Source organism: Kribbella jejuensis (assembly GCF_006715085.1).
Lineage (GTDB): Bacteria > Actinomycetota > Actinomycetes > Propionibacteriales > Kribbellaceae > Kribbella > Kribbella jejuensis.
Map to the genome: position 1 here is coordinate 459,340 of NZ_VFMM01000004.1, position 23,400 is coordinate 482,739.

At 69.8% G+C, this 23,400-nt stretch carries 20 protein-coding genes; 8 read left to right on the top strand and 12 right to left on the bottom strand.

The window, feature by feature from the left end; translation table 11 throughout:
• The first annotated feature begins 1 nt into the window (after position 1).
• From FB475_RS34980 to FB475_RS34990, 3 genes are read left to right on the top strand one after another with little or no spacing between them, the layout of a single operon-like run.
• Positions 2-979 carry an ArsR/SmtB family transcription factor gene (locus FB475_RS34980; protein ID WP_141862558.1) on the top strand — a complete coding sequence of 326 codons (978 nt, stop codon included), beginning with the start codon at positions 2-4 and terminating at the stop codon, positions 977-979.
• Between the two features lie 26 nt (positions 980-1,005).
• On the top strand, positions 1,006-1,677 hold the full coding sequence (locus FB475_RS34985) for a DUF1345 domain-containing protein (protein ID WP_141862560.1): 672 nt from the start codon (positions 1,006-1,008) through the stop codon (positions 1,675-1,677).
• A gap of 45 nt (positions 1,678-1,722) precedes the next feature.
• The gene (locus tag FB475_RS34990) at positions 1,723-2,688 is read left to right on the top strand and encodes an EamA family transporter (RefSeq protein ID WP_238332629.1); all 966 of its coding nucleotides are present in this window, start codon (positions 1,723-1,725) and stop codon (positions 2,686-2,688) included.
• Here the strand turns inward: FB475_RS34990 and FB475_RS34995 are convergent.
• The 7 genes from FB475_RS34995 to FB475_RS35025 form a co-directional block, all read right to left on the bottom strand.
• Positions 2,681-3,832, bottom strand: coding sequence for an alanine--tRNA ligase-related protein (locus FB475_RS34995; protein ID WP_141862564.1), 1,152 nt, complete (start codon positions 3,830-3,832; stop codon positions 2,681-2,683). The genes FB475_RS34990 and FB475_RS34995 overlap by 8 nt on opposite strands.
• A gap of 192 nt (positions 3,833-4,024) precedes the next feature.
• Positions 4,025-5,137 (bottom strand): glycosyltransferase family 4 protein, encoded by a 1,113-nt coding sequence (locus FB475_RS35000; protein ID WP_141862566.1) that lies wholly within the window; start codon positions 5,135-5,137, stop codon positions 4,025-4,027.
• Entirely contained in the window at positions 5,134-6,381 is a 1,248-nt protein-coding gene (locus FB475_RS35005; protein ID WP_141862568.1) for a M48 family metalloprotease, read from the bottom strand. Before FB475_RS35005 ends, FB475_RS35000 begins: the two co-directional genes overlap by 4 nt.
• Complete coding sequence (locus FB475_RS35010) at positions 6,374-7,798, bottom strand: hypothetical protein (RefSeq protein WP_185759573.1); 1,425 nt, start codon at positions 7,796-7,798, stop codon at positions 6,374-6,376. Before FB475_RS35010 ends, FB475_RS35005 begins: the two co-directional genes overlap by 8 nt.
• 54 nt (positions 7,799-7,852) lie before the next feature.
• Positions 7,853-8,908, bottom strand: coding sequence for a C40 family peptidase (locus FB475_RS35015; RefSeq protein WP_141862570.1), 1,056 nt, complete (start codon positions 8,906-8,908; stop codon positions 7,853-7,855).
• A gap of 216 nt (positions 8,909-9,124) precedes the next feature.
• On the bottom strand, positions 9,125-9,367 hold the full coding sequence (locus tag FB475_RS35020; RefSeq protein WP_337678232.1) for a hypothetical protein: 243 nt from the start codon (positions 9,365-9,367) through the stop codon (positions 9,125-9,127).
• 69 nt (positions 9,368-9,436) lie between these two features.
• Positions 9,437-10,744 (bottom strand): NYN domain-containing protein, encoded by a 1,308-nt coding sequence (locus FB475_RS35025; RefSeq protein ID WP_141862572.1) that lies wholly within the window; start codon positions 10,742-10,744, stop codon positions 9,437-9,439.
• 174 nt (positions 10,745-10,918) lie between these two features.
• On the opposite strand from FB475_RS35025, the gene FB475_RS35030 reads away from it, so the two are divergent.
• On the top strand, positions 10,919-12,712 hold the full coding sequence (locus FB475_RS35030; RefSeq protein WP_141862574.1) for a DEDD exonuclease domain-containing protein: 1,794 nt from the start codon (positions 10,919-10,921) through the stop codon (positions 12,710-12,712).
• On the opposite strand, the gene FB475_RS35035 is transcribed toward FB475_RS35030, so the two are convergent.
• On the bottom strand, positions 12,709-13,128 hold the full coding sequence (locus tag FB475_RS35035) for a hypothetical protein (protein WP_202878689.1): 420 nt from the start codon (positions 13,126-13,128) through the stop codon (positions 12,709-12,711). The two genes, FB475_RS35030 and FB475_RS35035, sit on opposite strands and share 4 nt — an antisense overlap.
• A gap of 85 nt (positions 13,129-13,213) precedes the next feature.
• On the opposite strand from FB475_RS35035, the gene FB475_RS35040 reads away from it, so the two are divergent.
• The 3 genes from FB475_RS35040 to FB475_RS37080 all read left to right on the top strand — a co-directional run bounded on the left by FB475_RS35040 (position 13,214) and on the right by FB475_RS37080 (position 19,047).
• The gene (locus tag FB475_RS35040) at positions 13,214-14,011 is read left to right on the top strand and encodes an MmyB family transcriptional regulator (protein WP_141862576.1); all 798 of its coding nucleotides are present in this window, start codon (positions 13,214-13,216) and stop codon (positions 14,009-14,011) included.
• A gap of 50 nt (positions 14,012-14,061) precedes the next feature.
• Entirely contained in the window at positions 14,062-14,346 is a 285-nt protein-coding gene (locus FB475_RS35045; protein WP_141862578.1) for an Lrp/AsnC family transcriptional regulator, read from the top strand.
• 1,869 nt (positions 14,347-16,215) lie between these two features.
• Positions 16,216-19,047: a hypothetical protein gene (locus tag FB475_RS37080; protein WP_185759574.1), complete on the top strand. Its 2,832-nt coding sequence runs from the start codon at positions 16,216-16,218 to the stop codon at positions 19,045-19,047.
• Between the two features lie 634 nt (positions 19,048-19,681).
• On the opposite strand, the gene FB475_RS35060 is transcribed toward FB475_RS37080, so the two are convergent.
• Entirely contained in the window at positions 19,682-19,936 is a 255-nt protein-coding gene (locus tag FB475_RS35060) for a hypothetical protein (RefSeq protein WP_141862582.1), read from the bottom strand.
• A gap of 285 nt (positions 19,937-20,221) precedes the next feature.
• On the opposite strand from FB475_RS35060, the gene FB475_RS35065 reads away from it, so the two are divergent.
• Positions 20,222-20,896, top strand: coding sequence for a hypothetical protein (locus FB475_RS35065; RefSeq protein ID WP_238332630.1), 675 nt, complete (start codon positions 20,222-20,224; stop codon positions 20,894-20,896).
• 39 nt (positions 20,897-20,935) lie between these two features.
• Here the strand turns inward: FB475_RS35065 and trpD are convergent, their stop codons facing one another.
• From trpD to FB475_RS35080, 3 genes are read right to left on the bottom strand one after another with little or no spacing between them, the layout of a single operon-like run.
• On the bottom strand, positions 20,936-21,976 hold the full coding sequence (gene trpD / locus FB475_RS35070; protein ID WP_141862584.1) for an anthranilate phosphoribosyltransferase: 1,041 nt from the start codon (positions 21,974-21,976) through the stop codon (positions 20,936-20,938).
• 4 nt (positions 21,977-21,980) lie between these two features.
• A complete protein-coding gene (locus FB475_RS35075; protein WP_141862586.1) occupies positions 21,981-22,400 on the bottom strand; it encodes an Rv3143 family two-component system response regulator in 420 nt (139 codons plus the stop codon).
• A 46-nt stretch (positions 22,401-22,446) separates the two neighbouring features.
• Entirely contained in the window at positions 22,447-23,364 is a 918-nt protein-coding gene (locus FB475_RS35080) for a cytochrome c oxidase assembly protein (protein WP_141862588.1), read from the bottom strand.
• Between the last annotated feature and the right edge of the window lie 36 nt (positions 23,365-23,400).

The window sequence follows — 23,400 nt, forward strand, 5'->3', positions numbered from 1 at the left end:
GATGACGGTACTGCGGTTCACCCAGGCCGACACGTTGCGCTGCCGTTTCGGCGCCTCGCAGCTGTGGGAGACGATGTCGGCGGTCCGCGTACTGAACGGATCGCGGCACCGGCAGCTGTATGCGGACTGGATCGCGGCGAAGCAGGACGCGGCCGCCAAGCTGGACCTGCGCGGGCTGAAGGCCGTCCAGCCGCGGGTCGGGTTCACGCCGGACTTCCTCACCCCACCGCCGACGGCGTCCCGGGCGAAGTTCGCGACCGAGATCGCGCGCGTCCGCAGCACGCCGCTGGAGAAGGTACGCACGGAACTCATCCGGTCCCGCGACGAGCTGAAGAATCCGGCCGCGGCGGAGATCAACAAGATGCTCGAGGACCTCGCGGGCACCCGTGAACGCCTCGCGGACGAGATCGAGAGCGCCTGGGAGGCATTGGTCGAACCGGACTGGCCGTTGATCAGCCGCGTGCTCGAGGACGACATCGCGTACCGCGGCCGCCAGCTCACCGACGGCGGCCTGGCCGCACTATTCGACGACCTGCACCCGACCCTCACCTGGGAGGACGACCGGCTGATCGCGACCCGGTACCGCTCCGAGGACCGCGACCTGTCCGGTCAGGGCCTGCTGCTCGCACCGGGGGTCTTCGCCTGGCCGTACCTCGTGATCGTCGTCGATCCGGCGTACCACCCGGCGCTCGTCTATCCGGCGCGCGGCGCTGCCCGGCTGTGGTCCGACGCGCCCGCTCCCCCGGACTCGCTCGCCCGCCTCCTCGGCCGGACCCGGGCCACCCTGCTCGTCGCGCTCGACCCGCCCGCCACCACGAGCGACCTGGCGGCGCAGTACAACCTCGCCCTCGCGACGGTCGCGGAACATTTGTCGGCGTTGCACGACGCCGGCCTCGCGAGTCGTCGGCGGACCGGTCACCAGGTGCACTACCGCCGTACCGAGGTGGGACAGGCCGTCGTCGACGCCTCCGTCGGATAACCGGCCGGCGGCGCGAGAATGCTGCGGTGAACAAGCCGACGAAGGTCAGCCCGCCCAGCACGCGACACACGCGACGGTGGCCGGCCTCATTGGCCGTCGTCTCCGTACTCGTCCTGCAGCTCCTCGTCCCGCCGCAGATCAACGCACTGCCGCGCTGGCTGATGCCCGTGCTCGGTGGGCTCCTGCTCTTGCCGCTCGTGTACATGAACCCGTTCCACCTACGCCGCGACGAACCATGGTTGCGCCCGGTAGAGGTCGTCCTGGTCGCGGTCCTGGTCGCGGTCAACGCGTACTACCTGGCCGGGATGATCTTCTTCCTGAACAACGGCGACGCGAACGAGGCGAAGGTACTGGTCAAGAGCGCGCTGCTGATCTGGGTGACGAACGTGGTCAGCTTCGCGGTCTGGTACTGGGAGATCGACCGCGGCGGCCCGTTCGCGCGGGCGCCGGAGCACGAGCGGGAGGCGGAACGTGCGGACCTGCTGTTCCCGCAGATGACCGTCGACCTGCCCGGCTGGAAGGGCTGGCTGCCCGGGTTCACCGACTACCTGTACGTCGCGTTCACGAACGCGACCGCGTTCAGCCCGACCGACACGCTGCCGCTGACGGCCCGGACCAAGGTGCTGATGGGGATCCAGTCGGCCATCTCGCTGCTGACGATCGCGATCATCGCCGCGCGCGCGGTGAACGTCCTGTGAGAACACCCTCGACAGCGGTGTAATGGGCATGAGACCGTTATGCACATGTACAGCACGAAGTCGGTCGGGTTGGGGTTCGCGGTCTTCTCCGCGATCACGTTCGGCGGGTCGGGCCCGTTCGCCAAGGCGCTGATCGGGGCCGGTTTCAGCCCGCAGCAGGCGGCCTGGTTACGGATCCTCGGCGCCGCCGCGGTGCTCGTCCCACTCGTGCTGGTGTTCCGCGGCCGCGCCGGTCTGCATGCGGCGCGGGCCTCCTGGAAGGCGCTCGTGCTCTACGGCCTGACCGGGATCGCCGGGTGCCAGACGCTGTTCTTCATCGCCGCCAGCCGGCTGCCGGTGGGCGTGGCACTGATGCTCGAGTTCTCCGGCCCGGTGCTGGTGGTCGGGTGGCTCAAGTTCGGCCGGCGGGTCGCCGTACCACGATCGGCTGCCATCGGGGTGAGCATCGCGGTCGTCGGGCTCGCGACGGTGGCCGAGATCTGGTCCGGGCTGCGGATCGATGCGATCGGCCTGCTCGCCGGCCTCGGGGCGGCCGCGTGTCAGGCGACGTACTTCATCCTGATCGACAATCTCACCGGTGCGGCCGATCCGCTGGTGATGACGGCGGCCGGCAGCGTGGTCGGTGCGGCCGTCCTGACGTTGATCGCGGCGCCGTGGACCACGCCGTGGCACGTGCTCGTGGACACGATCGCGATCGGCCACCGGCACGCTCCCGGCTGGATCATGGCGGCGTGGCTGATCCTCGTGAGCACAGTCGTCGCGTACCTGGCCGGGGCGGCCGCGGTCCAGCGGCTGTCGGCGCCGATCGCGGGCGCCGTCGCGTACGTCGAGGTGGTCGCGGCGTGCATCTTCGCACTGATCCTGCTCGGGGAAATGCTGCGCACGAACCAGATCATCGGCGGAGCGATCGTCCTGGTCGGCGCGTTCGTGGCCCAGTCGTCGGTGGGGAAGGTCGCGCCGCCGGAGCTTCCCGACGCCTCCCGCACCGACGTACCGGCTTCGGTCATCTGAGCGAGTCCACCAGCTCACGGGGCAGCCCGTGGGTTTCGTGCAGGTACTCGTAGTCGGTGTCGTCCAGCGACTTGTGGAACCGCTCGTGGCTGAGCACCTTGCGGCCCCGGTCGAGCAGGTCGCCGAACCGGATCTCCTCGTCGATCAGGATCCGCCGGATCAGCGTCACCGTCTCGCCCTGGTGGAAGTGGTTCTGGGTGTGCTCGAACAGCTCGACCGGGACGTCCGACAGCGTCCGGGACTCGTCGTCCTGCCAGAGGATGGTCAGCATTCTGCGGATCAGCCGGCGGAGCACGTAGCCGCGGCCGGTGTTCGATGGGTGCACGCCGTCGCCGATGATCACGATGCTCGACCGCAGATGGTCGATCACGATCCGCTGGGATCGCTCGTCCAGCTTCCACAGCTGCGGGATGATCCGCATCCACGGCTCGAACTGCGACGTCTCGTACACCGAGTCCTTGCCCTCGAGCAGCATCGTCAGCCGGTCGAGCCCGAGACCGGTGTCGATGTTCTGCTGCTTCAGGTCCTCGAGCGAGCCGTCGTCGAGGCGGCGGTACCGCATCATCACGTGGTTCCACACCTCGACCCAGCGGTCGTCGGTGGTCGGCGTACCCGCCGGTTCGCCTTCACCCGTCCAGACGAAGATCTCCGAGTCCGGTCCGCACGGACCGGTCGGGCCGTTCGACCACCAGTTGTCCTCGGTGGTCAGCTCGATCGGCAGGCCGAGCTTCTGCCAGGTGCGCAGCGATTCCTGGTCGAGCGGGACCTGGTGGTCACCGCCGAACACGGTGACGTACAGGTTCTTCGGGTCCAGTCCGTACCCGGTGGTGAGCAGTTCGTAGCCCCACTTGAGGGTCTGGCTGCTGCCGTAGTCGCCCAGCGACCACGAGCCGAGCATCTCGAACACGGTCAGGTGGGTGGAGTCACCGACCTCGTCGAGATCCGTGGTGCGCAGGCATCGCTGGATGCCGGTGAGTCGGCGCCCCAGCGGATGAGGTTCGCCTTCCAGGTACGGCGTGAGTGGATGCATGCCGGAGGTCGTGAAGAGCACCGGATCACCGAGCCGCGGGATGAGCGTGGACCCGGTGGTCGGGACGTGACCGCGGTCGATGAAGAAGTCGATGAAAGTACGGGTGATGTTCATGGTTCTTGTCCTTTGAGAGAGGACCGGAACCAGACCACCGGCTACAGAAACGACAACACCGGCGAACCGTTTCCGGTCGCCGGTGGAAGTGTCAGGATGTCAGGCCGCGGCAGCCGGAGAGCGTGAAGCTCGTACGGCTGCGGCAAGTCGGAACATCCGGTGCATGTCGGCCAGAGTACACGAAACCCGCCGTCAGATGTCCAGCAGTTCTCTCAGCGTGGCGCCGGACCGCTCCCAACCCCACTCGTCCTGCACCCATTTCCGGCCGGCTGCTCCCAACTCCACGCGGTGCTGGGCATTGGTCAACAATCCGGCTATCCGCACGCCTACGGCGGTCGGGTTGTACGGGTCGACGAGGTAACCCGTCGTACCGTGCAGCACCGTGTCCGCCGCACCACCGGAATCCCCCACAACTACAGGCTTCCCACAGGCAGAGGCCTCCAGCGTGACGATCCCCAACGCCTCCGGTTCCAACCCGAACCGCCGCGTCCGGCACGGCAGCGCGAACACGTCCCCCGCATCGACGTACGGCGGAATCTCCGTCCACGGCACCGCCCCCGTGAAGACCACCGACTCCGCGACCCCGCACCTCCCAGCCAGCTCCTCGAGGTACTCGCGATCCGGCCCGCCACCCACCAGCAGCAACCGCGCCTCGGGAACCGACCGCAGCACCCGGGGCCAGGCCCGGATCAACGTGTCCTGCCCCTTGCGCCGGATCAGCCGCGACACGCACACCACGACCGGAGCACCGACCAGCCCGAGCCCTTGCCGGATCTGCTCGCCGCCGACGCCGGGATGGAAACGATGCGAGTCCACGCCGGGCGTCAGCCGCCGTACGGCGGCTGTTGGGGACAGTGCCGGTCTGATCTGCTCCTCGCACCACCCTGACACGGTCGTGATCGTGTCGGCGGCATCGCCGATCCGGCGCAGCGCCTGCCGCGCCCCCGGTACGCCTGCCCACCAGGTCTCGTGCCCGTGAGTCATCGCGACGATCCGCCGCGCCCCCGCCCGGCGCAGCGCCGGCCCCATCAACCCGAGCGGCGCCGCCGCCCCGAACAGCACCCGATCGGCCGGGTACGAGCGCATCAACTCCACCGCCCGCCGGGTGACGCGGGCCGTCGGCAACAACATCGCCGTGCGGTCCCGGACGACGGGGAACGGCAGCCGCGCGTCGTACGCCGCATCGCCGGGCTCGCGCGAGGTGTAGACGACGACGTCCGGCAGCTCGTCGCAGAGCGATCGGACGAACGTCTCGATCCCGCCCTGGCGCGGCGGGAAGTCGTTGGTAACGACCAGGACGGTCATCGCTTCGTCGGCGCCGCAAGTGGCGGAACCGTGATGCCGTTCTGCGCGGCCCACGCTCGGCCCATCGCGATCCGCTCCGGCGGCGTCGGGTGGGTGGCGAACATCCAGTACCGCCAGCGGCTCGGGTCCAGGCCGGAGATGTTCCGGACGGCCAGGTCGCGCTGCATCGCGACGAAGTCCTGCGGGTCGTTCGTCAGCTTCAGCGAGTGATAGTCCGCGCGCGCCTCGATCTTGCGGCTGACCAGGTTCTGCACCGGGCTCGCGAGCGTCGTCGCGGCAACGACCAATGCCACGAACAGCCCGGTACGCCGCGGATCCGCCATCCGGGCTCCGAGCAACAAATACAGCAGCGTGACGCCGAACGCCGTACCGAGAACGCCGATCAGCGTGCCGTGCAGGACGTCGTCCTCGGCCGCGTGACCGAGCTCGTGCGCGACGACGAGCCGCACCTGTTCGGGTGGCGTGCCCTTGAGCAGCGTGTCGTAGACGACCAGCCGCCGGGTCGATCCGAACCCGGAAACGTAGGCGTTCAACGCCGTCGTCCGCTTCGACGCGTCCGCGACCAGCACGTCCTTGACCGGTACGCCGTCCTCGGCCGCGAGCCTGAGGAAATCGTTGCGTAGCGCACCGGCCGGCATCGAGGTGAAGTGGTTGAACCGCGGCTCGACCAGCACCGGGTAGGCGAACGAAACGCCCAGCACCAGCAACGCCGCGATGGTTGCACCAGGCAACCACCAGCCGTGCTGCCGGCGTTTCGCCAGCGCGATCAGCACGACCGCGACCACCGCGACGCCGAGCGAGGTGATCAGCCAGTTCAGACCGCGGTCCCAGACCCAGAGCCGCCAGTTCTCCACGGACAGGCCGTACTTGAGGCTGACCCGCTCGGCGAGTACGTCGGTCGGCACGGTCAAAAGGTTCGTGATCAGCGCGATCCCGGCGACCGTGACCGGTACGGCGAACCACCACGGGCGGATGCGCAACGCGTCGTACAGCTTGCGTCCCAACGGGCTGAACCCGATCGCCAGCGGGACCAGGACCGAGATGATCCAGGACGCCGTCGACCACTTCAGGATCTCGTGCCGGAACGCGTTCTGCCGAGCGATCTGTGCGCCGGTGAAGTCCAGCGCGGCATCAGGCTTCGGCAGGTCGATCAGGTGCCACGGCGTGGTGACGACGATCGTGAAGATCAGCGCGATCGCCAGCAGACCGCCGACGGCCCACGGAGCCCGCGGACTCTTACGCACCGGCGAGCCGTTCGAGGTACTTCTGCCACTGCACGACGAACTCGGCCTCGGTCATCCCCAGCACCGATGTGAACGCGTCGGCCAGCCCGGTCGAACTCTTCGAGACGTGAACGGCGCGGTAGAACGCGACCAGCTTGTCCTGCCCTTCACGCTCCGCGATCAACCGGCACGCCAGCCAGGCCGACTCGTACGCCTGCGGCAACTCGGTCGCCGACGCTGCGAACGCCTCCGGCGTCGGGAGGGCCGTCGGCACCTTCCCGGCCCGGACCGCCTTGAACAGCTCCTTGGCCGCCGAGGCGTCCTGCACCGGTACGGCGGTGAACGCGACGTAGTCCGCGAACCCCTCGGCCAGCCACAACGGGACCGGCGAGGCGGTCGCGTTCGAGGCGACGTGGGTGGTCTCGTGGGTCAGCACGATCCGCCGGCCCTGCTTGCCGAGCTCCTCGAACAGCTTCGGGTTCGCGACGATCCGCACCGGCGCGCCGACGGCCGGTGTGTCCAGCTCGGCGAACGTGACCGCGGCGATCTGGGTGTAGGTGTTCGGCTGCGCGCCGAGCACGCCCTCCATCTGGGACTGCTTGGCGGGCAGGTAGACGATCACCTTCTGCCGCCAGTTCTTGCCCCAGACCTTGGTCACGGACTCGACCGCTTTGTCGGCGACCGAGACGTAGCTCTTGGCCTCGGATTCCGAGTCGAGGCTGATCACCAGACTGTGCTTGCCCTTGGCCACATCGATCGGACCGAGCGTCCACACCGCCTGCCGCTGGCCGGTCGCGAACCGCTCCGAGAACGAGGCCGCGTACGTCTTCCCGTCGCGGGTCACGAACGTCACCGGCAGCGTCTCGCGCGCCGGAGTCGCGTCGTACCCGGAGAGCTGCCAGGAGACCTCGACCTGCGCGAGCCAGGACGCCGAGCCACCGAGCTGGGCCTGCCGGTCCGGGGTGAGCGCGCCCGAGTCGTCGCTCACGTAGCGTAGCTGCAAGGTGCCGAGCGGGAGCTTGCCCAGGTTGCCGAAGATCGTCCGCGCGCTGGCCCGGAAGGCGGTCGCCTTCGGGTCGATCACGCTCATGAACTCGGACCGGTTCTCGGTCTCGACCGCGTCGGTCAGCTTCTGCAGCACGGCGTCGCCGGCGACCGCCCGCTGGACGCCGTCCTGCGCCTGGTCAGGCGGGCTCGAGGTCGTGGCCGCGGGCTGGTGGGTGCCGCGCGAATTCGGGTCGGCGGGCGCGTTGGCGACGTGCTGCAGCCCGGCGTACCCGGCTCCGGCGACCAGGCACACCGCCACGCCGAGCGCGACCTTCTTGACGATCGGCCCGAACGGCGGTTTCGGCTGCGGCCCGTCACCGGACGGTGGCTGTGCGCCACCGTCGGACGAGACCGTAGGCAGCGGAACCGTGTCGCCGTGCTCGTCGATCACCTCGGCCCCTCGCTAAAAATCCCCGGAGCCGCAGAGTATGTCAAACGTCTCGGATCAGCCCGGGCGGACCATGGTGTTGATCGGCATCTCGTCCATCGGGGCGATCTCCACGCTCTTGCCCGGACGCGGAGCGTGCACGATCCGGCCGTTGCCGAGGTAGATCGCGACGTGGCTGATAGGGCTGTAGTAGAAGATCAGGTCGCCCGGCTGCAGCTCGGAGCGGGTGACGCGGCGGCCCTCGCCGGCCTGCGCCTTCGAGGAGTGCGACAGCGAGACGCCGGCCTTGCCCCAGGCGTACATGGTCAGGCCGGAGCAGTCGTACGAGCTCGGGCCGTCGGCACCCCAGACGTACGGCGAGCCCAGCTGGGACAGTGCCGCGTTCACCGCGATCGCACCACGGCCGCTGGCCGGGATGTTCGGGATGTCGTCGCCGGTCCGGTTGCCGTCGCGGGTCGGGCGCTCCTTGCGCGCGTTCTCCGCCTCCTGGGCGTTCTCGTCCGCGATCCGCTGCCGGTCGGCCGCGCTCAGCTTGTCGAGCACCTTCTGGGCCTTGTCCAGGTTGCCGTTCAGCTGGTTCACGAAGCTGGTCTGCTTGGCCTGCACGGCCTGCAGTGCGGCCAGCTCGGTCTGCTCGCTCGCCTGCAGGTCGGTGAGCTTGCCCTGCGCGAGCTGGTAGCGGCGGAGCGCGGAGTTCTGCTGGCCGGCGAAGGCCTGGGCCGTGGACGCCTGGCTGAGGAACTGGTCGGGGTTGTTCGAGAGCAGCAGCTGCGCCGTCGTCGAGATCCCGGAGGTCTGGTAGCCGGCCACCGCGAGCGAGCCGATCTGGCGCTTCACCGCGTCGACCTGGGCCTGCTGCTTGGCGATACCGGACTTCAACGCGTTCACCCGGGCCTGGGCGGCCGAGATCTGGCCGCGAAGGTCGTTCGCCGACTCACCGGCCACTTCGGCCTGGTGCTCCAGGTCGGCGACCTGCTTCTTCGCCTCCGCCAGGGTGGGCGCGGGATCGGCATCGGCCGCTCCCTGGATCAGGATCACGCCGGCCATGACAGCCGTGCTGGTGATGGCGGCGAGGGCGATTCCCTTGGTGCGGTTGATGCGTCCGATGGACACAGCCCGGTCGGTCCCTTCCTCTGCTCGCGCCGTCCCCGTTGACCGGGTCCACCACGGACGCATCCGTCCGCGGTAGCCGCCGGATCACTCCCTCGGCTTACCGTTGCCCGGTCGGCCGGAACAGCCGACACCCTGAGGCAACGAGAGGTAACAGTAGTGACCGTTTCGTGACCAGTGCAATTCGCCCCTCGGGTTTGATCGAAAATTAACGCTGGTTCAGCCGGTCTGTTCGCGCGGATCGGTGTCCGGCTCGATGCTGTCCACCGCATGCACCAGGCGCAGCGGTGGGACCAGGCCCGATTCGGCGAGCGCGTCCAGTGCGGCCTTCTCGTCGTCGTCGATGCGCAGGCTGCCGGAGCGTTCGGCGGAGAATCCCAGCACAACGGTGACGACGCAGTCCTGGCAGCCCGGACCCTTCATCACACAGGCGTCGCAGTCGATCAGCACAACATCCTCCAAGTGGGGAAGCACCCGGACTTGCATCCGGCTGAGAAGGACGCTAGAGAACCCCACCGACAGTTTCTGCGGCTACGTGCGGGCGATGCGTGCCACCAGGCTCGTTGCCGACAGTGCGCGAGCGCCGAGTTTGACGGTGCTCTCGGCAACTTCGCGGTCGGTCGAGACGACCACCACCGGACGTCCCGGCGGCTCGGCGCGCACCAGTTGCCGGATCACCTCGTCGGCGATCACTCCGGCGGGGCTGAACCGTACGCGGACGCCACGTGGTGGGTTGAGCTGCACGGGGCCGGACAGCTCCGCGCCGTCGAACACCACAGTCACCTCGACCCGGCGCTGCGCCACCAGGGCGCCCAGCGCGGTCACCAGGCGCTGACGCTGCGAATGCAGGGGCGAGTTCGGCCAGGCGGTCTTCGTGACGTTGTAGCCGTCAACGATCAGATGCACTTGCGGAAGCGACAGGAGCTCGTCGAACAACGCCGGGTCGTCCTCAGGCGCCGTACGTCCAACCGGGGCCGCCTCGGGCTCGGAACCAGCGACCGTGTCCGCCGGACGAAGGTCTCCCCCGGGCGGTAACGCCAACTCGCGGCGCAGGCCGCTCGCTGCCTCCAGCAACGTGTCCAGCAGCAGCCGGGTGCGGGTCGTCGCGAGCTCCCGCTCCTGTCCGGCCGTCCGCCGGGCCGCGTGCTCGACCGCTTCGAGCTCGGTCACCCGGGCGCGGAGTTTGCGCAGCTCACGCTCCACTTCGGCACGCGCCGCGTCGACGCGTTCGTCGGCGGTCTCGGCTTCCTTGGTGCGCTGTTCGACCTCGGTCTGCAGGCCGGTGATCCGCTGGCGGGCCTCGTTCAGCTTGCGGCGGAGCGTGACGTTCTCGGCCTTCAGCTCGTTGACCTGTTCACGAAGCCGTTCGCGGACCTGGCGGGTCTCGGTGCGGGCCTGGTCGAGCTGTTCGGAGAGCCGCTCGACCGCGGCGGCGTCGGCGCGTGGGTTCTCCACCGGGACCTGGGCGGCGGCCGCGACGTGCTGCTCCCAGTCGTCCGGGCGGAGCAGGTACGCGAGCGCGGCGACCTCGACCGGGTCGGCCGCCGGAACCGGTACGCCGTCCGCGACCGCGTCGCCGAGCTCCGGGTGCTCACGCCGTACCTCGTACGCGGTCAGCTTGCGGAAGTGGTCGTCGGTCTCCAGGATCGGGCCGAGCACCGACGCCGACAGCTTCGCCCGCTTGGCCGGCGCGAAACTCGCGAACCGGCGCAGCGGGGCCGGGATGTCAGTGGTAGGAAGCTGGCCGAGGGCGTGCGCGGCGAGGGTCAGGACGCGTTGCCGGACCGGTTCAGGCAAAGTCGTAGCGGCGGAGCTCGCGGCGGCGCCGGCCTCAGTCACCGGTCCGCTGTCCGGGTGGAACGACGGCCCGCAACGGCCGGTGACGCAGACCACAGTGCACGGGCCGCGGGCCCTGCTGCACGGTGATCGCCTGTGTACGCATACAGAGAGCCTAGTCGACTCGCAGGCGTGTCACCTGCGGAATTGTCGGTGGCGGCTCCTAGCGTCATGACCATGACCTCGCCCGGGCATGCATCCGCCGCGGATTCGCTGTCGCCGATCCGCGGTGTCCAGCCCAGTTTCGACGACCTGGGGACACCGCTGCGCGACATCACGTTCTGCGTCGTCGACCTGGAGACCACCGGCAACCCGCCGGGTGAGGGCGGCATCACCGAGATCGGTGCGGTCAAGGTGCGGGCCGGCGAGGTGGTCGCCGAGTTCCAGACGCTGGTCAACCCCTCGGAGCCGATCCCGCCGTTCATCGCGGTGCTGACCGGGATCTCCGACCTGATGGTTGCCTCCGCACCCCGGATCGAGTCGGTGCTGCCGGCGTTCCTGGAGTTCGCGCAGGGCTGCGTGATGGTCGCGCACAACGCGCCGTTCGACATGGGCTTCCTGAAGCACGAGACCCTCGTGCACGGGTACGACTGGCCCGATTTCGCCGTCGTCGACACCGCGCTGCTGGCCCGCCGGGTGATCACCCCGGACGAAGCGCCGAACTGCAAACTCGGCACGCTGGCGAAGTTGTTCCGGACCAGGACGACGCCGAACCACCGCGCGCTGTCCGACGCCCGCGCCACCGTCGACGTGCTGCACGGGCTGTTCGAGCGGGTCGGCTCGTTGGGCGTGCAAACGTTGGAGGACCTGCAGACGTTCTCGTCCCGGGTCGCGCCCGCGGTCCGGAGGAAGCGCCACCTGGCCGAGTCGTTGCCGCACGCACCGGGTGTGTACCTGTTCACCGACGACCGCGGCGAGGTGCTGTACGTCGGCAAGTCGAAGGACCTGCGCACCCGGGTCCGGTCGTACTTCACCGCCTCGGAGACCCGGAACCGGATCGGCGAGATGGTCGGGATCGCCACCGGCGTCCGCGGGATCGAATGCGGGACACCGCTGGAGGCCGAGATCCGGGAGCTGCGGCTGATCGCGGAGCACAAACCGCGATACAACCGGCGGTCGAAGTTCCCGGAGCGGCAGCACTGGCTGAAGGTCACGGTGGAACCGTTTCCGCGACTGTCACTGGTCAAACAGGTCCGCGACGACGACGGTGGGTATCTCGGCCCGTTCAGCTCACGGAAGACCGCCGAGCGGGCGATGGCCGCGCTGCACGAGGCATTCCCGATCCGGCAGTGCACCGCGCGGATGTCCAAGCACCCGTCGCTGTCACCGTGCGTGCTGGCCGAGATGGGCCGGTGCGTCGCTCCGTGCGACGGCCGGATCTCCGCGGATTCGTATGGCGAGTTCGTCGCGGCGCTGCGCTCGGCGCTGACCGCCGACCCGACGCCGGTCGTGGAGGCGCTCGACCGGCGGATCGACGTACTGTCCGCGGACGAACGGTTCGAGGACGCCGCCGTGCACCGGGACCGGTTGAGCGCGTTCGTGCGGAGTTCGGCGCGGATGCAGCGGATGGCCTCCGTCACCGGCTGCGCGGAGATCTGCGCGGCCCGGCGTACCGACGACGGCGGCTGGGAGCTGCACGTGATCCGCCGCGGCCGGCTGGCCGCCGCCGGGTTCAGCCCGCGGGGCACGGACCCCCGGCCGCATCTCGAGATGCTGCGCGCGTCGGCGGAGACGGTGCTGCCCGGGATCGGCCCGGTGGCGACCGCCTCACCGGAGGAGATCGAGCTGATCCTGCGCTGGCTCGAGCTCCCCGGCGTCCGCCTGGTCGAGATGGACGGCACCTGGACCTGCCCGGTCAGCGGCGCCGGCCGCCATCTCACCCGCCTGGACAACGCGCACTCGGACCTCCACCAGCACCCGACCGAACGCCGCCGTCATATGCGTCCGCTCGGTCCTGCTCGAGTTGGTTAGGCCTCGATGAACTGGTAGTCCGTGCGGATCCGGCCGTCCGGGGCGACCAGCAGCAGGTCGATGCCGATGGCAAGCGGTTCTCCGCCCCCGGCCGGGACCATCGCCCAGCGCAGTTTCACCATGTCGTCGAGTACGGCGACCTCGCCGTGCGGGACGAATTCGTACTGCCCGGGCGCGACGAACTCGCCGTACGCCGTGTTCACCCGCTGGACCAACTCCGCGTGCCCGCGGGCCTGCAGGGTCGCGGAGACGCCGATCTCAGTGGCCCGCTTGACGATCTCCTCCGGCGGTTCGAGGAGGTGTACGCCGTCGTCGGTCCACAGCGCCTCGACGGCCGTCCGGCGGGTGTCGGCGTCGGGCTCGTTCCAGACCGCTACATAACGATGTGCCAGCTCTTGTGCTGTGTTGATGTTCACGTGGACGACCTTGCCTGCCGTGGTCCTGGCCGGACAATTCCCTTGGCGGTATGGACTGTCGGTGGCATGGGCTAGAACTCTGGGTATGGCATCCGAGTTGGCGGTGGGATTGCGGTCGTGGCGGGCGCGGCGGCGGGTGAGTCAGCTGGAGCTGGCCGTCCGGGCCGGGACGACGCAGCGGCACGTCAGCTTCATCGAGAGCGGCCGGTCGGTGCCCGGGCGGGACATGGTGATCCGGCTCGCGGAGTCGCTCCAGGTGCCGCTGCGGGACCGGAACCAGTTGCTGGTGGCCGGCGGCTATGCCCCGGCGTACGAGGAGACGCCGTACGACGCTCCGAGCCTCGGCGCGATCCGGGCGGCGCTGAGCGGGATCCTCGAGGGGCATCGACCGAGTCCCGCGGTGGTCGTCGACCGGCGCGGAGACGTGGTCCTCGCGAACGACTCGTTCAACGCGCTCGTCGCGGGCGTCGCGCCGTACCTGCTGGACGCGCCGGTGTCGGTCCCGCGGCTGTTCCTGCATCCGGACGGGCTGGCGGGGCGGATCGTGAATTTCCGCGAGTGGGCGTGGCATGTGATCGACGGGCTGACGCGCGAGGCGGCCCTGGTGCCGAACCTTGAGTCGGACGAGCTGATCGCGGAGCTCGTCAAGCTGATCCCGCCGCGCCCGGAGACCGGGCCGGACCATCTCGGGTTCGCCGTACCGCTGCGGGTGCGGTCCGCGAACGGGGAGCTGCGGCTGATCACCACGCTGACGAGATTCGGTACGGCGATCGACGTCACCGTCTCCGAGCTGCGGATGGAGGCGTTCCTGCCCGCCGACGAACCGACGGCGCGGGCGCTGCGGGAGCTCGACCACACTATGCTTCAGCGGGTTGAGGTGTGAGTTCCGGAACGGGATTCTGAGGATTCTGACGATTCTGAGGAGAGGACGGCATGGTCACCGCGATCGTGTTCATCAAGGCCGACGTCGCACGGATCCCCGAGGTCGCCGAGGCGGTCGCCGCCATCGACGGCGTCAGCGAGGTGTACTCCGTGACCGGCGGGCTCGACCTGATCGCGCTCGTGCGGGTCGCACGGCACGAAGACCTGGCCACCGTCATCCCCGAACACGTCAACCGGGTGCCCGGCGTGCTGAGCACGGAGACGCACATCGCGTTCCGCGCGTACTCCAGCCACGACCTGGAGGCCGCCTTCAGCCTGGGCGAGGACGGTGTCTGACAGGCGGTCCGATCGGATCCGACTGACACGGGCTGAAGTTACGGTTGACCCCATGAACGTCTGGGGTCAGTTCGGAGCCGCGCAGGACCGCGCCCGCACGCCGGAATCGCAGCGAGGACGCGGATGACCAACCCACCCGCCGGCTGGTACCCCGACCCCACCGGCCAGCCCCACCGAATCCGCTTCTGGAACGGCGAGAAGTGGACCAACAAAACCGAACACGAAGACCTGGCCGACCAACTCGCCGCCGAATCCGCGGCCCCCACCACCCCCTCCCCCTGGACCAACCTCACCCCCTCCCCCGACACCCGCCCGTCGGCCCGCGACGAACACACGTCACCTGACGACCGCATGTCGACGCGCGCCGAACCCACGTCGCGCCCTGACGAACGTGCGTTGGGCCGTGACGAACGCGCGGTGGTCGGTGACGAACGTGCGGTGGGGCCTGACGAACGTGCATCGGCGTCTCACGAGGGCCAATCGGCGTCTGACGTCGACACGCCTGCCCCCAGCAACCCCACGCCAGCTTCCGGCACCCCAGGACAGCCCTGGACCAACGCAACCCCCACGCAGCAGAACCAGCCCCCAGCCAACCAGCAACCATGGGGCACCAACCAGTCCCACCCAGACAACAGAAACCAGCAGCAACCCACCTGGTCCGCAACCCAGCAACCGTGGGCCCCCGACCAGTTCACGTCCTACGACCAACCAGACACCGAACAAACCCAAATCCAACCCGCCCACGACCAATGGCAGCCCCAGCAACCAACCACCAACGCCCCACAACAGTGGCCAACACAGCAGGCTGACCCCGGCACCCCACAGCACCAGCCGCCAACACACCAGGCTGCCGCCGACACCCCTCAAGAGCAGTGGTCAACACACCAGCCTGCCCCTGACACGTCTCAGCAACAGTGGCCATCGCCGCAGTCCGATACGAACGCGAACCAACCCGCCTGGACCGCCGACCCGCAACCGTGGGGCGCCGACCAGTTCTCGTCGTACGAACACCCCGACGCCGAGCCAACTCAGCTCCAACCCACCCAAGACCAGTGGCCACCCCAGCCAACCGCGGACGTCCCGCATCAGCAGTGGTCCCCGCAGCAGGCCGACGCTGGGACACCTCAGCAGGACTGGTCCGCGCAGCAGGCTGGCACCGACGCGCCTCACCAGCAGTGGACTGCGCAGCAGCCCGGCGCAGAGGCCCCACAGCAGCAGTGGTCCCCGCAGCAGCAGGGCGCCGACAACGCACAACACCAGTGGACCTCGCAGCAGAATGGCGGGGACGCGCCTCACCAGCAGTGGCCCGCGCAGCAGGCCGATGCTGGGACACCTCAGCAGGACTGGTTCGCGCAGCAGGCTGGCACTGACGCGCCTCAACAGCCGTGGACCTCACAGCAGTCCAGCACCGACCAGCCCGCGTGGTCCGCGAATCAACCTGTCTGGTCTGCGGATCAGCAGCCGTGGGGTGCTGATCAGTTCACCTCGTACGAGCCCCCCGACCCAGACGTAGAACAGACCCAAATCCAACCGTGGTCTGTCACCGAGCAACCCCAGCAACAACCTTGGGCCGGCCAGCAGTACCCGATCCACGAACAGCCGAATCAACCCGCCTGGTCCGCAGACCAACAACCGTGGCCTGCCGACCAGTTCACCTCCTACGAAACGACCCCAGGTCCCGCGGAGGCCGACCGCACCAACGTAGGTGCTGCGGACATACGCGACACCAACCCGGTCGCACCGAGCACGGCTGCCCCGGCCGAGGCTGCCGTAGAAGCGTCCGCAGCGAACGCAGGTACGGCGGACACGCGCGGCGCAAACGCGGGCGCCGCGAATACAGGCGCGACTGCCCGGGATTCCCAGGGTGTGGTGTCCGCGGGTGCTGTCGAGCAGAGCGGGTGGGGTACGCCGGGGCTGCGGTCGGTGACGGACCGCGAAGCAGCTACGGCAGGTGCCGCGGGTGCGACAGGTGTCGCCGGTGGTACCGGTGCCGCCGGTGCTCCCGGTGCTCCCGGTGGTACCGGTGCGGCCGGTGCGGCCGGTGCGGCCGGTGCGGCCGGTGCCGCCGGTGCCGCCGGTGCCGCCGGTGCCGCCGGTGCCGCCGGTGCCGCCGGTGCCGCCGGTGCTCCCGGTGGTACCGGTGCGGCCGGTGCGGCCGGTGCGGCCGGTGCGGCCGGTGCGGCCGGTGCGGCTGAGCAGTCTGGTGGCGGTTGGTGGGAGCCGTCGGATGCGCCGCTTTGGGGAGCGCAGTCCGGGAACGACGTATCGGCGAACGGCGGGCCGCGTCTGCGGGCTGTGTCGCCGGACGAGTACGCCCAACCGCAGGCGCCGACGCGGCTGGCCGAGGTCGTACAACCCGACGTACCTACGACCAGCGGCCTGACGCCAGCGGAGCGTGCCCGAGCAACCTGGGGAGCGCCGGAGCTCGCCCCCGCTCCCCCAGAACACTGGACCCAGCGCGACCCCGCCGAGGCAGCAGCAGCCGAAGCAGCCCTCCGCGGCGATAACCAGGAGACGGTCGAGCCCACCTCCAACCAACCCACCACCCCAACCCTCCGACTCGCCCCAGCGGCAGACACGGCAACGCAGGCTCCATCCACAGCCACCACCGGGGCCCCGGACGCCGCCACGGACCAGCCCGCGAGCGACACCGGTACGCAAACTGCCGACTCGTCCGCCGAAGGTACGGTCTGGCCGGCGTCAGCAGCTGGCACCACCGCACAGGCCGACGCCGACGCGGACCAGTCAGCAAGCGGCTCTGGTACGGGCGCCGCTGGACCGTCCGCCGCAGGTGTGGTCAGCCTGACCTCAGCAGCTAATGCAGCAGGCGGCACCGCGCAGACGAACGCCGACACAGACCGGTCAGCAAGCGGCTCTCGTACGGGCACCGCCGAACCGTCCGCCACAGGCACTGTCAGCCCGACGTCAGCAGCTGAAGCAGCAGGCGCCACCGCGCACGCGGATGCCCAGGCGACCGCGGGAGGCTCATCGCAGGCAGATGGGGCAACAGCCGGCGGCACCGCGCACGCGGACGCGCTCGCGGACCAGTCCGCGACCGGCCCCGGTACGCGCACCGACGCCCCGTCCGCCGCGGGCAGCCTGACGTCAGCAGTTGGCGACGACGGCGCGCGGACGTCCTCTGGTGGCTCCGCGTCCACGGCCGATGCCGCGCGGGGTGCCGAGACGGAGGGTGGGGCTTGGGCTGCTGTCGGGGCTGCTTCGGCGGGTGATGAGGAAGCGGATCGGCAGGCGGAGGAGTTTGCGGGGGTTGGGCTGCAGCCTGACTGGGGTAGTCAGGGGGATGGGGAGGACGACGCGTCTGGGGATGCGCCGGCTTGGGGGGTTGAAGGGTCGGAGGAGGACGAGCAGCAGGCGCCGGAGAAGGCTGCTCCGCTTTGGACTGTGCCTCAGTCGGCGGAGGTCGCGCCGGATGCGCCCGTTCAGCTTTGGGGTGATCAGCAGGCCAGTTCGCAGGAGCGCCAGGCTGCGGCGGATCAGGCCGTTGGTGGTCAGCAGATGTGGGGGGTCCAGCAGGGTACGTCGGCCGAGTCAGTTGGGTCAGCCGGATCGGCTGCATCGGCCGGGCCTGCCGGGTCCGCAGGGTCGGCCGCGTCGGCCGCGTCGGCTGCGTCGGCTCCGTCGGCTCCGTCGGCCGGATCAGCCGGGTCGGCCGGTGATGCGTGGGGGGTTGGCGCGCAGGGCGGCGTACAGGAAGGGCCTTGGGGTCAGCACGGGAGGACGGACGCCCAGCGGGATGGGCAGGCGTGGGGTGCTGGGCAGAGTTGGCCGGTGCAGGAGGTTCAGCAGGGTGGGGGTGCCTGGGGGGACGGCCAGCAGGGTGGGCCGCAGGGCTGGCACGGTGGTGGTACTCAGCAGGGTCCGCGGCGGGCTTGGGGTGAGGGCGGGGATCAGGCTTGGGGTGGGCAGGCCGATCTGAGTTCCGGGGTTGGTGCGGGTGGCAAGGGGAAGAAGCCCAAGGGGTCCGGTGGTGGTGGACCGTTCGGTGGGAAGCTGCCGTTGGTTGTCGGCGGTGGGATTGCTCTGGTGCTGGTCATTGCGACCGTGATCGTCCTGCTGACCAAGGGGAACGACAACACCGCGGATCCCACGCCGACGGGTTCGCCGACGCAGGGTACGTCGGCCTCGCCGACCGGTGGGACTACTCCCGGGCAGTCGAAAAACCCGAAGCTCCACGAAGGTGACAACCGGATCGCGTCGACCGCGATCTCGTTCCCGCGCCGGAAGCCGCCGTGGTCGGACCGCAAGCGCCTCGTCCGTCAGCTGCAGAACTCGAACGGCCAGCGCATCGTGCTGACCGAGAAGGCGGTCGACCAGGACGACTGGTCCGCGGACATCTTCGTCGGCGGGCTGGGTACGGCGTCCGGCTTCACCGGCGATCCGAAGGCGACCGCGCTGACGCTGTCGACGCAGCTGCGCGACGACATGTACGGGAACATCCCCGTGACCTTCAAGCCGCTCGCGAACGGCGCCGTGAAGCGCTCGGACAAGTCCGGGTGGTTCGTACAGCAGACCGTGACCACGACCGCTGCCAAGGTGACCGATCGAGTACTTACGCTGACCGTGGCCGTCTTCGACCTCGGTGACGGTACGGCGGTCGCCTATATCAGCGAGATCCCGAACAACCGCCCGGATCTGAGAGAGGCCGCGGCCGAGGCCTACAGAGGAATTCAAGTTGGCTGAGAACGAAGAACCCACCCCGCCGCGGACCACGCTGGGTGGTGAGACAGACGCTCGTACGTCGGGTGGCGCGGATCCGCTCGCCGGTACGCCGCAAGCACCACCCGCGCCGGACCTGCGCGCCATCCAGCCGCAGGAGCCGGCGGGCTCGGCCGACCCACTGTTCGGCCAGTCGCCCGCACCCGCGCCTCCTCCCCCGCCACAAGCACGCCCACAACACGCAGCCCCGCAGCAGCAACCTCATTGGACCAGCACCCGACAAAATTCTCGCCAGCAGCAGGCGGGTGGGCAGCAGTTGGGCGGTCAACCACAGCGGGCCGGAGAGCCCGGCACTCAGCCGCAGCCGGGTGGGCAGCTGCCGGGCGGTCAACTGCAGCGCGTCGGAGAGCCCGGCACTCAGCCGCAGGCGGGCGCGCAGCCGCGGGCGGGCGCGCAGCCCCAGGCGGGTGGGCAGCCGCAGGCCGATGGGCAGCCGGGCACGCAGCAGCAGCCCAGCGGTCAACCGCAGGGTGGGGAGCTGTGGGGCGGACAGCAGGCTCAGCAGCGGCCTCGTCCGCAGCACGCCGGACCACCGCAGCCCGGCCCGCAGTCGGTGGGTCCGCAGTCGGTGGGTCCGCAGCAGCCGAACCAGCAGCCCCTACAGCAACCGGTGCGTCCGCAGCACGCGGCTCCCCCGCCGGTGTCGCAGTACGGCGCCCAGCAGCGCCCACCGCACGCGGGCCAGCCTCAAGGTGGGCAGCCTGCGGCTGGGCAGCCGCACGCCGGCCAGCCCCAGGCTGGTCGTCCCCAGGGTGGGCAACCTCAGGGTGGGCAGGCTCAGGGTGGGCAGATGTGGGGTCAGCAGCCGCAACAACCGGGCCACCAGCCCGGTCAGCGACCTGCAGGCTGGCAAGCGCAGCCGATGGGCCCACAGCTAGGCGCACCACAGCCGGTCAAGCCGGGCCAGTCCGGTCAGCCAGGCCAGTCCGGTCAGCCCGTTGGGCCGCAGGCGGGGCAGCCCGCGGGGCCGCATAGTGGGTCTGGAGGGCAGCGGGGGGCTGGGTTTAGCGAGGTTATTGCTCGGGCGGCTGGGCCTGACGCGAAGCCTGCGGGGAATCGCGGGCGGGTAGACGCGCCTGTGGTCGGTGTGCCTACTGTCAGTGGGCGGGCTCGGGTTGTGGGGGCTGTGGTGTTGGTGGTGGCTGCGCTTGCGGCTACTGGGCTGAGTGTTGGCTGGATCTGGAACAAGGCTGATGCGACCACCCCGGTCGCCCTCCCGACCGCGGGGAAGCCCTTGGAGACGGTTAGTCCTTCGGTCAAGCCGTCGGCGACGCCGACGCCGGTCGGCAAGGTGCTCGGTACCGAGATGATTGCCGCGAACAACGACTCGATGCCGAACATGAGTTCGGCCTGGAGCAACACCTACGAGCGCACCGGCCTGTGGGGTGGTGCCGCGATCTGGTTCACGGTGCACAGCAACTACGACGGCAAGGGCGCGAGCTGGGGCAACTACACCGCGTTCGGCCAGCTCCCGCCGGACATCCCGTACGCGAACACCCCGGCCGGTCTGAAGGCGGCCGGTATCCAGGTCGGCGTCCGCGCGGTCACCAACCTGTACGGCGAGAAGGCCACCGTCCTGAAAGGCACGACCCACAAGGCGATCAGCGTGAACGGCCACCCGGGCCACGAGATCGTCGCCAGGGTGGCCGTGAAGGTGCCGAAGCTGACCGAGACGTTCTCGACGGTGATGATCGCGGTGATCGACCGCGGTGACGGCACCGCGGACGTCTCGATCGCCGACATCGCCGGGTCCACCCCGGCGTGGCAGAACGTCTGGCGCTACAAGGTCACCCAGATCAAGATCAACGGATAGCAAAAGGGGCCGGCCCAAAAGGCCGGCCCCCGTAGAAGTTCAGCGAACCTCGGCGCACGCCGCGATCCACCGGTCCAGCACGTCCTTCGCCGCACCGGAGTCGATCGCCTCGGCGGCCCGGTCCATCCCGGTCCGGATCCGCTCGGTCACACTGCCTGGTTGGGGCGTGTACGCCGCCAGCGCCGCACCGGCGTTCAGCAGTACGACATCCCGCACCGGCCCGGTCTCGCCGTCGACGAGCGCCCGGACGACCTTCGCGTTGTACGTCGCGTCCGCGCCCTTCAGCGCGTCCGCCGACACCGGCTCGATCCCGAGCTCGCGCGGATCCAGCGTGACCGGACCCTCGACGTTGCCGCCACCAACGGTCCACACCTGGGACGTCGTACGCGTCGTCAACTCGTCGAGGCCGTCGTCGCCGTGGAACACCAGCGCGTCGACACCGCGCCGCGCCAGTACGCCGGCCATCAGCCCGGCCACCCGCCCGTCCGCGACGCCGACCGCCTGTGCCGACGGGTCGCCCGGGTTCGCGAGCGGACCGAGCAGGTTGAACGTCGTCGGTACGCCGAGCTCGCGGCGCGGTACGGCGGCGTTCCGCAGCGCGGGGTGGAACGCAGCGGCGAAGCAGAACGTGATCCCGGCCCGCTCCCCCACCTCGGCCACCTGCGGACCGGTCAGGTCGAGCGGAATCCCGAGCTCCTCGAGTACGTCGGCGGCGCCGCACGCGGACGAGGCCGCCCGGTTGCCGTGCTTCACGACCTTCGCACCGGCGCCCGCGGCGACGATCGCGGACATCGTGCTGATGTTCACCGTGTGGGCTTGGTCACCGCCGGTACCGACCACGTCCAGCGTCCGGCCCGGAACGCTGATCGTGGTCGCGAACTCGCGCATCGTCTGCACGAGCCCCTCGACCTCGGTGACCGTCTCGCCCTTGGACCGCAGCGCGATCACGAACCCGGCCAGCTGGGCCGGCGTCGCGGCCCCGGACAGGATCTGCTCCATCGCCCACGCGGTGGCGGCGGCCTCCAGGTCCTCGTGCCGCAACAGCGGCCCGATGACGTGGGACCAGGTGTAGGCACCCATCGGGTCAGGACGTGATGGCGGGGAGCGTTGCCAGCCGCTGCCGGAGCAGGTCCGCGGTGACCTCGGCCAGCTTGATCGGGTCGATCGGGTGCGACACCGCGCCCTCGGCCCGCGACCAGGTGGCCAGCCACGCGTCCTGCGGGCGGCCGGTGATCACCACCACCGGCGGGCACTGGAAGATCTCGTCCTTCAACTGCCGGGCGATGCCCATGCCACCGGCCGGAACGGCCTCGCCGTCCAGGATGGCCAGGTCGATCCCGCCCTTGTCCATGGTCTTGATCACGGCCGGCTCGGTCGCGCACTCGACGTAGGAGAGCTCGGGCAGATCGGCCGCCGGCCGCTTGCCGAGGGCCAGCCGGACCGACTCCCGCGTCGTACGGTCGTCGCTGTAGACCAGGACCTTCAGCGGACGCTCTGAACTCATCGATCCATCCCAAGCTCTGTACTCGTTAAACCGGACACCGCGAATGCTACCGGGGCGCCTGCCCGGCCCTGCGAGCCTGTTCCTCCAAGCGGTCCAGCCGCCGGTCCTCGCGCCGTGCCTCGCGCCGCGATTCGCGCACCCACTGGACGAACAGTACGGCGAAGAACACCACGCCGACGAGGTCGCCCGAGCCCCACAACAGACCGCCCGCGATGTACTGGTCGTGCAGCGGCGACGGCGGCCAGGACCGGCCGAAGCTGGTGTACCAGTCCTCGGCGATCAGCTTGTTCGCGCCCATGATCGTGATCCCGAGGAACGCGTGGAACGGCAGCGTCAGGAACGTCAGGATCAGCCGGAACGGGTAGATCACCCGGCCGGGCACCGGGTCCAGGCCGAGCAGCGGCCAGAAGAACAACGATCCGACCAGGATGAAGTGCAGATGCAGCAGATCGTGCAGCACGGTCGACCGGAGCGTCGCGTCGTACCAGCCGCTGAAGTACAGCGCCCAGGGGCTCAGGACGAACAGCGTGAAGCCGATCAGCGGGAAGCAGATCACCTTCGCGAACCGCGAGTGCACCACGGAGAGCAACCACCTCCGCGGCCGTTGCGGCAGCGTCCGGAGCGCCAGCGTGACCGGTGCGCCGAGCGCCAGCGCGAGCGGCGTCATCATCGACAGGATCATGTGCTGCACCATGTGCACGCTGATCAGGACCGTGTCGTACGTGCCGAGAGCGGACTGGGTCGCGATCACGGCGCTGCCCAGACCGACGCCGACGAACGAGAACGTGCGGCCGCGGGACCACTTGTCACCTCGCCGGCGAAGCTTGTGGACGCCGTACAGATAGAGCGCTCCGAGGACCACGATCACGCCGAGTAACACCGGTTCGAAGGTCCATGCCGTCAGCAACCGGACCGCGGTCAACGGCTCGATCTGGTCGCCCGGGGCGGCGTGGAGGGGAAGCACGCTTCAACCCTAGGAACAGCCCGTCCGCGACATGCA